This window comes from Streptomyces sp. NPDC043812, assembly GCF_056436245.1.
Window position 1 is genome coordinate 187,342 of sequence record NZ_JBWKCY010000014.1, and the last position, 13,295, is coordinate 200,636.

The 13,295-nt window shown below is 70.3% G+C and carries 13 protein-coding genes; 11 read left to right on the forward strand and 2 right to left on the reverse strand.

From position 1 onward, the window contains the following. Positions 1 to 49: 49 nt before the first annotated feature. The 10 genes from AC067Z_RS21815 to AC067Z_RS21860 all read left to right on the forward strand — a co-directional run bounded on the left by AC067Z_RS21815 (position 50) and on the right by AC067Z_RS21860 (position 8,004). A complete protein-coding gene (locus tag AC067Z_RS21815) occupies positions 50 to 970 on the forward strand; it encodes a Rossmann-like and DUF2520 domain-containing protein (RefSeq protein ID WP_478791221.1) in 921 nt (306 codons plus the stop codon). Next, on the forward strand, positions 967 to 2,013 hold the full coding sequence (gene panC, locus AC067Z_RS21820; RefSeq protein ID WP_478791222.1) for a pantoate--beta-alanine ligase: 1,047 nt from the start codon (positions 967 to 969) through the stop codon (positions 2,011 to 2,013). The genes AC067Z_RS21815 and panC overlap by 4 nt, the downstream gene beginning before the upstream one ends. Then, on the forward strand, positions 2,010 to 3,713 hold the full coding sequence (locus AC067Z_RS21825) for an L-aspartate oxidase (RefSeq protein ID WP_478791223.1): 1,704 nt from the start codon (positions 2,010 to 2,012) through the stop codon (positions 3,711 to 3,713). Before panC ends, AC067Z_RS21825 begins: the two co-directional genes overlap by 4 nt. After that, positions 3,710 to 4,720, forward strand: a complete 1,011-nt coding sequence (gene nadC, locus AC067Z_RS21830; RefSeq protein WP_478791224.1) for a carboxylating nicotinate-nucleotide diphosphorylase — start codon at positions 3,710 to 3,712, stop codon at positions 4,718 to 4,720. Before AC067Z_RS21825 ends, nadC begins: the two co-directional genes overlap by 4 nt. Continuing rightward, a complete protein-coding gene (locus AC067Z_RS21835) occupies positions 4,720 to 5,517 on the forward strand; it encodes a type III pantothenate kinase (protein WP_478791225.1) in 798 nt (265 codons plus the stop codon). Before nadC ends, AC067Z_RS21835 begins: the two co-directional genes overlap by 1 nt. Positions 5,518 to 5,674: 157 nt before the next feature. After that, entirely contained in the window at positions 5,675 to 6,304 is a 630-nt protein-coding gene (locus tag AC067Z_RS21840) for a hypothetical protein (protein WP_478791264.1), read from the forward strand. A gap of 13 nt (positions 6,305 to 6,317) precedes the next feature. Next, positions 6,318 to 6,491, forward strand: coding sequence for a hypothetical protein (locus AC067Z_RS21845; protein WP_478791226.1), 174 nt, complete (start codon positions 6,318 to 6,320; stop codon positions 6,489 to 6,491). A gap of 100 nt (positions 6,492 to 6,591) precedes the next feature. Further along, positions 6,592 to 6,987, forward strand: coding sequence for a BlaI/MecI/CopY family transcriptional regulator (locus tag AC067Z_RS21850; RefSeq protein ID WP_478791227.1), 396 nt, complete (start codon positions 6,592 to 6,594; stop codon positions 6,985 to 6,987). 9 nt (positions 6,988 to 6,996) lie between these two features. After that, on the forward strand, positions 6,997 to 7,524 hold the full coding sequence (locus AC067Z_RS21855; RefSeq protein WP_478791228.1) for an amino-acid N-acetyltransferase: 528 nt from the start codon (positions 6,997 to 6,999) through the stop codon (positions 7,522 to 7,524). Between the two features lie 144 nt (positions 7,525 to 7,668). Continuing rightward, the gene (locus tag AC067Z_RS21860; RefSeq protein WP_478791229.1) at positions 7,669 to 8,004 is read left to right on the forward strand and encodes a histone-like nucleoid-structuring protein Lsr2; all 336 of its coding nucleotides are present in this window, start codon (positions 7,669 to 7,671) and stop codon (positions 8,002 to 8,004) included. On the opposite strand, the gene AC067Z_RS21865 is transcribed toward AC067Z_RS21860, so the two are convergent. Further along, entirely contained in the window at positions 7,983 to 8,549 is a 567-nt protein-coding gene (locus AC067Z_RS21865) for an SCO3374 family protein (protein ID WP_478791230.1), read from the reverse strand. The two genes, AC067Z_RS21860 and AC067Z_RS21865, sit on opposite strands and share 22 nt — an antisense overlap. Positions 8,550 to 8,980: 431 nt before the next feature. Here AC067Z_RS21865 and AC067Z_RS21870 point away from each other — a divergent pair, with 431 nt between their 5' ends. Next, positions 8,981 to 11,506: an ATP-dependent Clp protease ATP-binding subunit gene (locus AC067Z_RS21870; protein ID WP_478791231.1), complete on the forward strand. Its 2,526-nt coding sequence runs from the start codon at positions 8,981 to 8,983 to the stop codon at positions 11,504 to 11,506. A gap of 90 nt (positions 11,507 to 11,596) precedes the next feature. Here the strand turns inward: AC067Z_RS21870 and dacB are convergent, their stop codons facing one another. Continuing rightward, positions 11,597 to 13,216, reverse strand: a complete 1,620-nt coding sequence (gene dacB / locus AC067Z_RS21875) for a D-alanyl-D-alanine carboxypeptidase/D-alanyl-D-alanine endopeptidase (RefSeq protein WP_478791232.1) — start codon at positions 13,214 to 13,216, stop codon at positions 11,597 to 11,599. Positions 13,217 to 13,295 lie beyond the last annotated feature (79 nt).

Consider the following 13,295-nt stretch of genomic DNA (forward strand, 5'->3'; position numbering starts at 1 on the left):
GAGAAATCGTCCGGTACCCCCCGCGGACTGGAACGGAAGGCACCGCCGCGTGAATGCCACACCACCACAGGAACCGCTCGACCCGCGGGACCGCCCCGCCCGCCTGACCGTGGGCGTGGTCGGAGCCGGCCGAGTCGGCCCCGCCCTGGCCGCGTCGCTCCGGCTCGCCGGACACCGTCCGGTCGCTGTGTCGGGAGTCTCCGACGCCTCCGTGCGCCGGGCCGCGGCCCTGCTCCCGGACGTGCCCCTCGTGCCGCCCGCCGAGGTGCTGGCGCGTGCCGAGCTCGTGCTGCTCACCGTCCCGGACGACGCGCTGCCCGGGCTGGTCGACGGCCTCGTCGAGACCGGCGCCGTGCGGCCGGGACAGCTGCTCGTGCACACCTCGGGCCGGTTCGGCACCAAGGTGCTCGACGCCGCGACCCGTGCCGGCGCGCTGCCGCTGGCGCTGCACCCGGCGATGACGTTCACCGGAACGGCCGTCGACGTGCAGCGGCTGGCGGGCTGCTCGTTCGGTGTGACCGCGCCCGAGGAACTGCGGCTGGCCGCCGAGGCTCTGGTCATCGAGATGGGCGGTGAGCCCGAGTGGATCGCGGAGGACGCCCGCCCGCTCTACCACGCGGCCCTCGCACTCGGGGCGAACCACCTGGTCACCCTGGTCGCCCAGTCGATGGAGCTGCTGCGCACGGCGGGGGTGTCCGCCCCGGACCGCATGCTCGGCCCGCTCCTCGGCGCCGCCCTCGACAATGCCCTTCGTTCGGGGGACGCGGCACTGACCGGTCCCGTCGCACGCGGAGACGCGGGTACCGTCGCTGCCCACGTCGCCGAGCTGCGCAAGCACGCTCCCGGCGCCGTGGCCGGATATCTCGCCATGGCCCGGACGACGGCCGACCGGGCCCTCGCACACGGCATGCTCAAGCCCGAGCTCGCCGAAGACCTGCTGGGCGTCCTCGCGGAGGGGGACCTGCGATGAGTTTCAAGAGCCGCACCAGGCGCGACCTCGAACTCGTACCGACCCGCGACGACCTGAAGTACGTCCTCGACCACCACGCCGTCCCCGGCCGCACCGCCGTCGTGATGACCATGGGCGCTCTCCACGAAGGTCACGCCGGGCTGATCCACGCCGCCCGCGAGCACGTCGGCGACAAGGGCTTCGTCATCGTCACCGTCTTCGTCAACCCGCTGCAGTTCGGCGCCGGCGAGGACCTAGACCGCTACCCGCGCACCCTCGAAGCCGACCTGAAGACGGCCGAAGAGGCGGGCGCGGACGTGGTGTTCGCCCCCTCCGTCGACGAGGTGTACCCGGGCGGGCAGCCGCAGGTGCGGATCACCGCCGGGCCGATGGGCGACCTGCTGGAAGGCAGGACGCGCCCGGGCCACTTCGACGGCATGCTCACCGTCGTCGCCAAACTGCTCCACCTCACCTCGCCCGATGTGGCGCTGTTCGGGCAGAAGGACGCCCAGCAGCTCGCCCTCATCCGCCGCATGGTCCGCGATCTGAACTTCCCCGTGGAGATCGTCGGCGTCCCCACCGTCCGTGAGGACAGCGGCCTCGCCCGCTCCAGCCGCAACCGCTACCTCTCGGCCGCCGAGCGGGGCACCGCACTCGCCCTGTCCCGTGCCCTGTTCGCCGCCCGCGACCGGCTCGCCGCCCAGCACGCCCTGCACGCCCGCGCCGAGGCCCTCCACGCGGCGCCCGCACGCGCCGCCGCCCTGTCCGCCATGGGCGAGGCCCGGGCCGCGGCAGACGCCCACGCGGTCGCACGTGCCGCACCGCCCGGCGGCGCCGACGCCGTGCGGGCAGCGGCCGGCACCGTGCTGGGCGAGGCTGCGCAGGGCACGCCGCCGCTCGTGCTCGACTATCTGGCGCTCGTCGACCCGGCCACCTTCACCGAGGTGCCGGACGACCACACCGGCGAAGCGGTCCTCGCGGTCGCCGCCAAGGTCGGTACGACCCGCCTGATCGACAACATCCCCCTGACCTTCGCACCATCGACCCCCGGAGCCCAGAAGTGACCGGAATACGGCTCGCCGCCCCCGCCCCGGGCTGGGCCATCGAGGCCGACGTCGTCGTGGTCGGCTCCGGCGTCGCCGGACTCACCGCCGCGCTGCGCTGCGCCGCGAGGGGCCTGAGCACCGTCGTCGTCACCAAGGCCCGCCTCGACGACGGCTCCACGCGCTGGGCACAGGGCGGTATCGCCGCCGCGCTCGGCGAGGGCGACACGCCTGGCCAGCACCTGGACGACACCCTTGTCGCGGGCGCCGGCCTGTGCGACGAGGAGGCCGTACGCACCCTGGTCACCGAGGGACCCGGCGCCGTGCGCCGGCTCATCGCCACGGGCGCGCAGTTCGACACCGACCCGGCGTCCGGCGAGATAGAACTCACCCGCGAGGGCGGCCACCACCGCCGCCGCATCGCCCATGCGGGCGGTGACGCGACGGGCGCCGAGATCTCCCGAGCCCTCGTCGACGCGGTCCGCGACCAGGGCCTGCGCACCATCGAGAACGCCCTGGTCCTCGACCTGATCACCGACGCCGAAGGCCGTACGGCGGGCATCACCCTGCATGTCATGGGCGAGGGCCAGCACGACGGCGTCGGCGCGGTCCACGCCCCCACGGTCGTCCTCGCCACCGGCGGCATGGGCCAGGTGTTCTCCGCGACCACCAACCCGGCGGTCTCCACGGGCGACGGTGTGGCGCTCGCGCTGCGTGCCGGCGCGGAGATCTCCGACCTCGAGTTCGTGCAGTTCCACCCCACCGTGCTGTTCCTCGGCGCGGACAGCGAGGGCCAGCAGCCGCTGGTCTCCGAGGCGGTACGGGGCGAGGGCGCGTATCTCGTCGACGGGACCGGCACCCGCTTCATGGTCGGGCAGCACGAACTGGCCGAGCTCGCCCCGCGCGACATCGTCGCCAAGGGCATCATGCGCCGCATGCAGAAGCAGGGCACCGAGCACATGTATCTCGACGCCCGGCACTTCGGCGCCCAGATGTGGGAGCAGCGCTTCCCCACCATCCTCGCGGCCTGCCGCACCCATGGCATCGACCCGGTCACCGAGCCGATCCCGGTCGCCCCGGCCGCGCACTACGCCTCCGGCGGCGTCCGCACCGATCTGCACGGGCGCACCACCGTCCCGGGCCTCTACGCCTGCGGCGAGGTCGCCTGCACCGGCGTCCACGGTGCGAACCGGCTCGCGTCCAACTCGCTCCTGGAGGGACTGGTCTTCGCCGAGCGGATCGCGGCAGACATCACAACCGGGCCGAGCGGCGCCCCCGTGGACGGAGCGGACCGTGTCGCGCTGCTCGCCCCCGAGGCCCGCCACGAGATCCAGCGGATCATGACGCAGGGCGCCGGAGTGATCAGGACCGCCGCCAGTCTCGACGACGCTGCGGACGCGCTGGAGGCCCTGTCGCTCAACGCGGCCCACGACGCCGAGGGCACGAAGGCCGCAGAGCCGGGCGTGGAGTCCTGGGAGGCCACCAACCTGCTCCTCGTCTCACGTGTCCTCGTCTCCGCCGCCCGCGAGCGGGCCGAGACCCGCGGCTGCCACTGGCGCGAGGACCACCCCGACCGTGACGACACCGCCTGGCGCCACCACATCGTCGTCCGGCTCACGCCGGACCGCCGCCTCGTCGTGCGCCGCACCGCCACCGAAGTATTTCCGCCCGCAACCCCCATCGGCCCAACGGCCATCGCCCCCAGGGAGCCGCAACCGTGAGCACGCCCGAAGAACGTCCGGAGCCCGTGGACGTACCGCTGATCCAGATCGGCGCGCCCGCCGCCGCCGATGAGGGCTGCGGCGACGGCTGCGGCTGCGCCGACGAGACGTACGAGAGCGGGCTCGACCCCGCGCTCGCCGAGCTGCTCGCGGCGGCCGGCCTCGACCCGGTGCAGGTCGAGGACATCGCCCACCTGGCCATCGAGGAGGACCTCGACGGCGGCGTGGACGTCACCAGCGTCGCGACCGTCCCCCAGGACGCCGTCGCCACCGGCGACTTCACCGCGCGCGAGGCGGGCACGGTCGCGGGCCTGCGGGTCGCCGAGGCGATCCTGTCGATCGTCATCACCGACGACTTCGAGGTCGAGCGGCACGCAGAGGACGGCGACCGGGTCGAGGCGGGCCAGAAGCTGCTCTCCGTCACCGCGGGCACCCGTGACCTGCTCACCGGTGAGCGCAGCGCGCTGAACATCCTGTGTCGTCTGTCCGGCATCGCGACCGCCACCCGCGCCTGGGCCGACGCCCTGGAAGGCACCGGCGCGCGCGTACGCGACACCCGCAAGACCACGGCCGGACTGCGCTCGCTGGAGAAGTACGCGGTGCGCTGCGGCGGCGGCGTCAACCACCGCATGTCCCTCTCGGACGCGGCCCTCGTCAAGGACAACCACGTGGTCGCAGCGGGCGGCGTCGCGGAGGCCTTCAAGGCCGTACGGGACCGGTTCCCCGACCTGCCGATCGAAGTCGAGGTCGACACCTTGGAGCAGGTGCGGGAGGTGCTGGACGCGGGCGCCGACCTGATCCTGCTGGACAACTTCACCCCTGCCGAGACGGCGGAGGCGGTCACCGTCGTCGCGGGCCGTGCCGTTCTGGAATCCTCCGGACGTCTCACCCTCGACAACGCCCGTGCCTACGCGGACACGGGCGTGGACTACCTCGCGGTGGGCGCGCTCACGCACTCCTCCCCGATCCTCGACATCGGCCTCGACCTCCGCGAGGTCGACGCCTGATGCTGCTCACCATCGACGTAGGCAACACCCACACGGTGCTCGGTCTCTTCGACGGCGAGGAGATCGTCGAGCACTGGCGCATCTCCACCGACTCCCGGCGTACCGCCGACGAACTGGCCGTGCTGCTCCAGGGCCTGATGGGCATGCACCCCCTGCTCGGCGACGAACTGGGCGACGGCATCGAGGGCATCGCGATCTGCGCCACTGTCCCCTCGGTGCTGCACGAACTGCGCGAGGTGACCCGCCGCTACTACGGCGACGTGCCGGCCGTCCTCGTCGAGCCCGGTATCAAGACGGGCGTGCCGGTCCTGACGGACAACCCCAAGGAGGTCGGCGCGGACCGCATCATCAACGCGGTCGCGGCGGTCGACCTGTACGGGGGCCCGGCGATCGTCGTCGACTTCGGCACCGCGACGACGTTCGACGCCGTCAGCGCGCGCGGCGAGTACACGGGCGGTGTGATCGCCCCCGGTATCGAGATCTCGGTCGAGGCCCTCGGCGTCAAGGGCGCCCAGCTGCGCAAGATTGAGGTGGTCCGTCCGCGGAGCGTGATCGGCAAGAACACGGTCGAGGCCATGCAGTCGGGCATCGTCTACGGCTTCGCCGGCCAGGTGGACGGCGTCGTCCAGCGGATGAAGCGCGAGCTGGCGGAGGACCCGGACGAGGTGACGGTGATCGCGACGGGCGGCCTGGCACCGATGGTGCTCGGCGAGTCGTCGGAGATCGACGAACACGAGCCGTGGCTGACGCTGATCGGCCTGCGCCTGGTCTACGAGAGGAACGTCTCCCGCATGTGACGCCGGGGCGTCGGGTTCCGGGCAGCGCGCCGCCCCGCGCGCGCCCGGGCCGTAGAAGCGGGTGGGGGAAACGCCCGTGTTCGTACCATTAAGTGGAATTTGGGCCGTCGGCTCGTATGGTCGGCGCATGCCCACGCCATACGGATCCCACGGCGGCATGGCGTTCGGCGCAGATGAGCTGCGTGTGCTCCGACGCGCCCTCGCCACCGCCCTCCATCCCGTTCCGCTCGACGACGAGGACGTCCGGGAGTGCCTGCGTCTGGCCGACTCCGTGGACGAAGCCGTGCGCGAGGCCGGTCGGCTGCGCGCGTTCCTCGACGCCGATCTCGCCCGCTACCGCACCGCTCTGCCCGGTTCCGCCGTCGGCTACCTGGCGCTCCTCCAGGACGCCCTGGCAGCCGGCTACGACCCCCGGCCCGACGATCTCGCCGCCCTGCGCGCGCTGCGCGGGAACCCGGTCGCCGCGGCCGTGCTGCGGCGTTGTCTGGGGCTCGCCGAGCAGTCGGTGCGTGCGCGGCTCGCCGGGCGGGCGGTGCACGTGCCGGCCCCCGCACGTCCCGTCGCGCCCGTCCAGGGCCGGACCCGGCTCATGGCGCTGCCCGGCGGCCGGATGGCCGACGAGCAGAAGGCGAAGCCCACGCCGCAGCCGAAACCGCAGCCCGAGCCCGCTCCGGCCGAGCGGCCCGCGCCTGGCGAGCGGCCCACGCCGAAGCCGCCGAAGCCGTCCGAGGTGTTCCCGCCGCGGCGCAAGCCGGTGCCCCCGCCGGACCAGCGGGCCGCCGGATAGCTACTCTGGGGGCATGGACTACGTATCCGCGCTCGTGCCCCCGGTGGTGATGGCCGCCTTCTTCATCGGTCTGGTCGTGACGATCGTCAAGAGCCAGGGCGGTTCGAACAAGGCCAAGGAGGACGCGGCCGTCGATGCCGCGCTCACCCGCGCCGACTCGACGAGGCAGGCCGGGTCGGACGCCTGACCCGAGCGTCACATCGAGGACGTACGACCACTTCAGGTCGTACGTCCTTTTTGTTACGTCAATAGTCGATGGTGCAGTGATCTCCCACTATGGTGGCAATGTGCCCCGCCAATTGGGAGACCTCGAAGACGCCGTCATGACACGCGTCTGGCAATGGAACCGGCCGGTCACGGTCAGAGAAGTCCTGGAAGACCTCCAGCAGGAACGGTCCATCGCCTACACCACCGTCATGACGGTTATGGACAATCTCCATCAGAAGGGCTGGGTGCGCAGGGAAGTCGACGGCCGCGCCTATCGATATACCGCGGTCTCCACCCGTGCCGCGTACGCGGCCGCACTGATGAACGATGCCTGGTCCAAGAGTGACAACCCCGCCGCGGCACTTGTCGCGTTCTTCGGCATGATGTCGCCCGAGCAGAGGGAGTCGCTGCAAGCCGCGATGCGCATCGTTCAGGGCGCCGAGCCCGGCGACGGTCCTGGAGCCGCGGGGCGATAGCGTCGGCGCATGCCTTATGCCGCAGCAAATGCCATCACTGTCCGGCGGGCCAGGACCAGCGACCTGCCCGACGTCCGCCGACTCGTGGATCCGTACGTCAGTGAAGGCATCCTGCTCGACAAAGCGACGGTCACCCTTTACGAAGCGATCCAGGAGTTCTGGGTCGCGGAACGCGACGAGGATGCCAAGGTTGTCGGCTGCGGCGCACTGCACGTGATGTGGGAAGACCTCGCCGAAGTGCGCACCCTGGCAGTGGATCCGGCGTACAAGGGGCACGGCATCGGACATCAGGTGCTCGGCAAGCTCTTGGAGACGGCACGCTGGCTGGGAGTGCGCCGGGTTTTCTGTCTCACCTTCGAAGTCGACTTCTTCGGGAAGCACGGCTTCGTCGAGATCGGCGAGACACAGACGCCGGTCGACACCGATGTCTACGCGGAGCTGCTGCGTTCCTATGACGAGGGTGTCGCGGAGTTCCTGGGGCTCGAACGAGTGAAGCCGAACACCTTGGGCAACAGCCGGATGCTTCTGCACCTGTGATCGCCACAAGAGGGCCGGTCCCTATGTCCGAATCGCGCACGTTTCCCGTGTTCTCGCGGATCTGAACCTCTGCCAAGGGTTTGTGTTTTTCAGGGAAAAGCGGTTTCCTTTCCGCGTACTGCATTTTCGATGAAAGGAAATCCGGTGGCACAGAAGGTTCAGGTCCTTCTTGTCGATGACCTCGACGGCGGCGAGGCGGACGAGACGGTGACGTTCGCTCTGGACGGCAAGACCTACGAGATCGACCTCACCACCGCCAATGCGGACAAGCTCCGGAGCCTCCTCGAGCCGTACGCGAAGAGCGGTCGGCGTACCGGCGGTCGCGCGGCCACGGGTCGCGGCAAGGGGCGTGCTGCGGCGTCCGGCAACAAGGACACCGCCGAAATCCGCGCATGGGCGAAGGCGAACGGCTTTGAGGTCAATGACCGTGGCCGTGTCCCGGCGACGGTGCGTGAGGCTTACGAGAAGGCCAACGGCTGAGTTTCCGACCGCTGCGCATTCACGCGATTCCCGCGCAGCAGCCGGACCCGGTGGCACTGTGTCGCCGCCGTGCCCACCAGTCGTACGAGATCGGGAACACCCCCACTGTTCCCGAGTCCGGCGAGAGCCGGCAGTCGTGTCTCGCATCCCGGCACCGGGGGGCGCAGCCAGCGGGCGGCTCCCCGGGCGGGTGCGCATCCGGGCGGCGGCGGGGCGGTCAGCAGCCCGCCCACGCCGATGGCGGTCAGATCGAGATCGATTCCGCCCCATTCGAGCCAGTCGAGCAGCCCCGGCAGCTCCTCCGCGCTCCCCGCGGCCACCAGAAGCCGCATTCTGTGCCCCGCCAGGACCACGGGCCCGCTCCCGGCCGTGCGGCGCAGCACCTCCGTCCCGGCCTCCGAGGGCAGCTCCAGCACGTCGAAGTGCTGTCCGGTGGGCAGCTCCACCGGTGAGCCGTCGGTCGCGGCCCAGCCGAGCGTGCTGCGGTACCAGTGTGCGACATCGCCGTCGAGGGGTGTGCGCGGATTCGGCACGGTGAAGACCATGTCCCGAGAACTCCGTGACGGGCCCGACGGTTACGCAAGGTGGACCAGCGGTCGCACACGGTTGCCGAGGCAGGGGCATCCCGGCGCGTTGAACGGCGCAAGGTTGTTCGCCCGTAGCTGAGGGAACGGGTGCGTGCCGCATGGAGTGTCAGTGCTTACGGGTAAGACATTCCTAGTGGGGAGGGGCGACACGCTCGCAGGGCCGTCTCACGTTCGCCATCGGCGTAGTGATGGTGAGGGTAACTGCCTGGCCTGCGGGAACATCGTCTCGCACCATCGGGTTGGAGCAGTTGTCGGCGTTCAGGGGTCAGGAGGCCACAGACGGGTGTCGGCAGTTGGAATGAGCGGTCCCCGCTTGCGGGACTAAGCTGCGGAAGGACAGGGAGGGGACCGACCCCTTACTGCCTGACCGCTCTGAGGAGCGATTAACGATGTTCGAGAGGTTCACCGACCGCGCGCGGCGGGTTGTCGTCCTGGCTCAGGAAGAAGCCCGGATGCTCAACCACAACTACATCGGCACCGAGCACATCCTCCTGGGCCTTATCCACGAGGGTGAGGGTGTCGCCGCTAAGGCCCTGGAGAGCCTCGGGATTTCGCTCGAGGCGGTCCGCCAGCAGGTGGAGGAGATCATCGGCCAGGGCCAGCAGGCCCCCTCCGGCCACATCCCCTTCACGCCCCGTGCCAAGAAGGTCCTGGAGCTGTCGCTCCGGGAGGCTCTTCAGCTGGGCCACAACTACATCGGCACCGAGCACATCCTGCTCGGCCTGATCCGCGAGGGCGAGGGCGTCGCCGCCCAGGTCCTCGTGAAGCTGGGCGCCGATCTCAACCGGGTGCGGCAGCAGGTCATCCAGCTGCTCTCCGGTTACCAGGGCAAGGAGGCCGCCACGGCAGGCGGCCCGGCCGAGGGCACGCCCTCGACCTCCCTCGTCCTCGACCAGTTCGGCCGGAATCTCACCCAGGCCGCTCGTGAGTCCAAGCTCGACCCGGTCATCGGGCGCGAGAAGGAGATCGAGCGGGTCATGCAGGTGCTGTCCCGCCGTACCAAGAACAACCCCGTGCTCATCGGCGAGCCCGGCGTCGGCAAGACGGCGGTCGTCGAGGGCCTGGCGCAGGCCATCGTCAAGGGCGAGGTGCCCGAGACCCTCAAGGACAAGCACCTCTACACCCTCGACCTCGGTGCGCTCGTCGCCGGCTCCCGCTACCGCGGTGACTTCGAGGAGCGCCTGAAGAAGGTCCTCAAGGAGATCCGCACCCGCGGCGACATCATCCTGTTCATCGACGAGCTCCACACCCTGGTGGGTGCGGGCGCGGCCGAGGGCGCGATCGACGCCGCGAGCATCCTCAAGCCGATGCTGGCGCGTGGTGAGCTGCAGACCATCGGCGCCACCACGCTCGACGAGTACCGCAAGCACCTGGAGAAGGACGCCGCGCTCGAACGCCGCTTCCAGCCCATCCAGGTCGCGGAGCCGTCGCTGCCGCACACCATCGAGATCCTCAAGGGTCTGCGCGACCGCTACGAGGCCCACCACCGGGTCTCCATCACGGACGAGGCACTGGTCCAGGCCGCCACCCTGGCCGACCGGTACATCTCGGACCGCTTCCTGCCGGACAAGGCGATCGACCTGATCGACGAGGCCGGTTCCCGGATGCGTATCCGCCGGATGACCGCGCCGCCGGACCTGCGCGAGTTCGACGAGAAGATCGCCGGTGTCCGCCGGGACAAGGAGTCCGCGATCGACTCCCAGGACTTCGAGAAGGCAGCTTCTCTCCGCGACAAGGAGAAGCAGCTGCTGGCGGCGAAGGCCAAGCGGGAGAAGGAGTGGAAGGCCGGCGACATGGACGTCGTCGCCGAGGTCGACGGCGAGCTGATCGCCGAGGTCCTCGCGACCGCCACCGGCATCCCGGTCTTCAAGCTGACCGAGGAGGAGTCCTCGCGTCTGCTGCGCATGGAGGACGAGCTGCACAAGCGCGTCATCGGGCAGAAGGACGCCATCAAGGCCCTCTCGCAGGCCATCCGGCGTACGCGAGCCGGTCTGAAGGACCCGAAGCGCCCCGGTGGTTCGTTCATCTTCGCCGGCCCCTCGGGTGTCGGTAAGACCGAGCTCTCCAAGACGCTCGCCGAATTCCTCTTCGGCGACGAGGACGCGCTGATCTCCCTCGACATGTCGGAGTTCAGCGAGAAGCACACGGTTTCCCGTCTCTTCGGTTCGCCCCCCGGATACGTGGGTTACGAAGAGGGCGGCCAGCTCACCGAGAAGGTGCGCCGGAAGCCGTTCTCCGTTGTCCTGTTCGACGAGGTCGAGAAGGCCCACCCCGATATCTTCAATTCCCTGCTGCAGATCCTGGAGGACGGTCGTCTGACCGACTCCCAGGGCCGCGTCGTGGACTTCAAGAACACGGTCATCATCATGACGACCAACCTCGGGACCCGGGACATCTCCAAGGGCTTCAACCTGGGCTTCGCCGCCCAGGGCGACGTCAAGTCGAACTACGAGCGGATGAAGGTCAAGGTCAACGAAGAGCTCAAGCAGCACTTCCGGCCCGAGTTCCTCAACCGTGTCGATGACACGGTGGTCTTCCACCAGCTCACCGAGGAAGACATCATCCAGATCGTCGACCTGATGATCGCCAAGGTGGACGAGCGCCTGAAGGACCGTGACATGGGCATCGAGCTCAGCCCCACGGCCAAGTCGCTCCTCGCGAAGAAGGGCTACGACCCGGTCCTGGGCGCCCGGCCGCTGCGCCGGACGATCCAGCGCGAGATCGAGGACATCCTGTCGGAGAAGATCCTCTTCGGCGAGCTGCGCCCCGGTCACATCGTGGTCGTGGACACCGAGGGCGAGGGTGAGGAGAAGAAGTTCACCTTCCGCGGCGAGGAGAAGTCGGCGCTGCCGGACGTCCCACCGATCGAGCAGGCGGCCGGTGGTACCGGACCGAACCTGTCGAAGGACGCGTGACGGCCCTGCGGGTCGTGTGACGTGAGAAAAGGGCTGAGCCCCGGACCTGAGGGTCCGGGGCTCAGCCCTTTTCGTGTGCCTGGAGGTCGGTCAACAGCTCGCCGGCTTCTGCCAGGAGCATTCGAGATCGGCCGCAGGAGCCGTACTCCGGGCGGTGCGCGGCGCTGCGGGCACGACCGTCCCCTTCGAGGTGTCGGAGGAGGCAAGTGTCACCACGATCGCGTCCTCGATGCTCTTCACCGAGGACGCGAGGTAGTTGTTGAGGACCACGCTGTAGACGAGTTCACGGCCGCCCGCGTCCGTGACGTAGCCGGACAGGGCGGAGGCGCCGGTCAGCGACCCGGTCTTGCCGCGGGCGTTCAATGCGGCCGGTGTGGCGCACATACGGGTGCGCAGCGTGCCGCCTATCGCGCGGTCGGAGGCGCAGGCGACCGGCAGGGAGTCGTACCAGTCGGCGTACCAGGGCGCGTCGCGCACGGCGAGCAGCAGGGTGGCGAGCTCCTCGGCGGGGAAGAGGTTCATCCGGGACAGGCCGGAACCGTCGGCCTGGCGCAGTGACCCGGTCCGGACGCCTTCCTTCTCCAGATAGGCGCTGATGGCCGAGAGGCCCGCGTCCCAGGTGCCGCGTCCGGAGCTTTTGTGCCCGATGGTCTTGGTGAGCGCCTCCGCGTGCATGTTGTTGGAGAGCTTCATGAACGGGTGCATCAGCTCCTTGAGCGGCATGGAGCGGTGCGTGGCGAGCGTCTTCGCACCCGCGGGTGTCGGGCGGCCCAGACGCGGACTGCCCACGACCCGTACGCCGTGGTCCGCCAGCGCGTCCGCGAAGACGGAGGCGGCGTAGCCGGTGGGCTCCCAGACGGTGATCCATTCCTTGGTGGCGCTCGCGCCCACCGGGATGTCACCGCTGATGGTGATCGTGTTGGTGCCGTGACGGCGGTCGACGGCGAGCGTGTCCGGCCGGCCCTCCTCGACCGTCGTGCCTCGGATGTCGAGGCGTACGTAGTCGTTCGGCGGGGTCAGCTTCACCCGGGGCCGGTCTCCCGGGCGCGCGCCCGGGAGCGCCTCGACGACGACGGTGCCGGAGTCGTAGTCCGTGTCCGGTGCGACCGTGAGTGCGGAGATCTGCGCCGAGTAGTACGAGGACTCGTCGTCCGCGGCCCAGGAACGGCCGAGGCGCTGGTCGTCGAAGCGGGTGTCGTCGGCGACGAGGCGGCCCGTGACGCGCGTGATGCCGGACGCGGCGAGATCGGCGGCGAGCCGGTCGTAGTCCGACGCGAGCGTCGTCGGGTCGCCGCTGCCGCGCAGGTACAGGTCGCCGAAGAGCGTGGAGCCCAGGCGGTGGCCGGTGGCCAGGACGTCGGTGGTGTAGCGGTGCTCCGGGCCGAGCAGGGCCATGGCGGCCACGGATGTGGCGATCTTGGTGTTGGAGGCTGGCATGAGGCGGTCGGACGGGTCACGCCGGTAGAGGCGCTCGCCGGTGGTGGCGTCGGCGATCACGACGCCTGCGGCTCCGCCGTCCAAGCGGGCGTCGGCCAGGATCGTGTCGATCGCGCCCTCGATGCCGGTGGCCGAGGGGCCGGCTCCGGCGGGGGAGCTGAGGGTGAGAGTGCAGGCGAGTCCGGCGACGACGGTCCATATCCAGCCGCGGCGCCAGGTGCGGCGGCGGCTCACGGAATGCGCGGGAGGCACGGGGTTCACGGGTCTGCTCATGGCACCGCAGGATCCCGCAAGCACCACCGCGCCGGAAGGACGCCTCACGACCCCCCGTCGTGTGGCCCCGGTCACGACA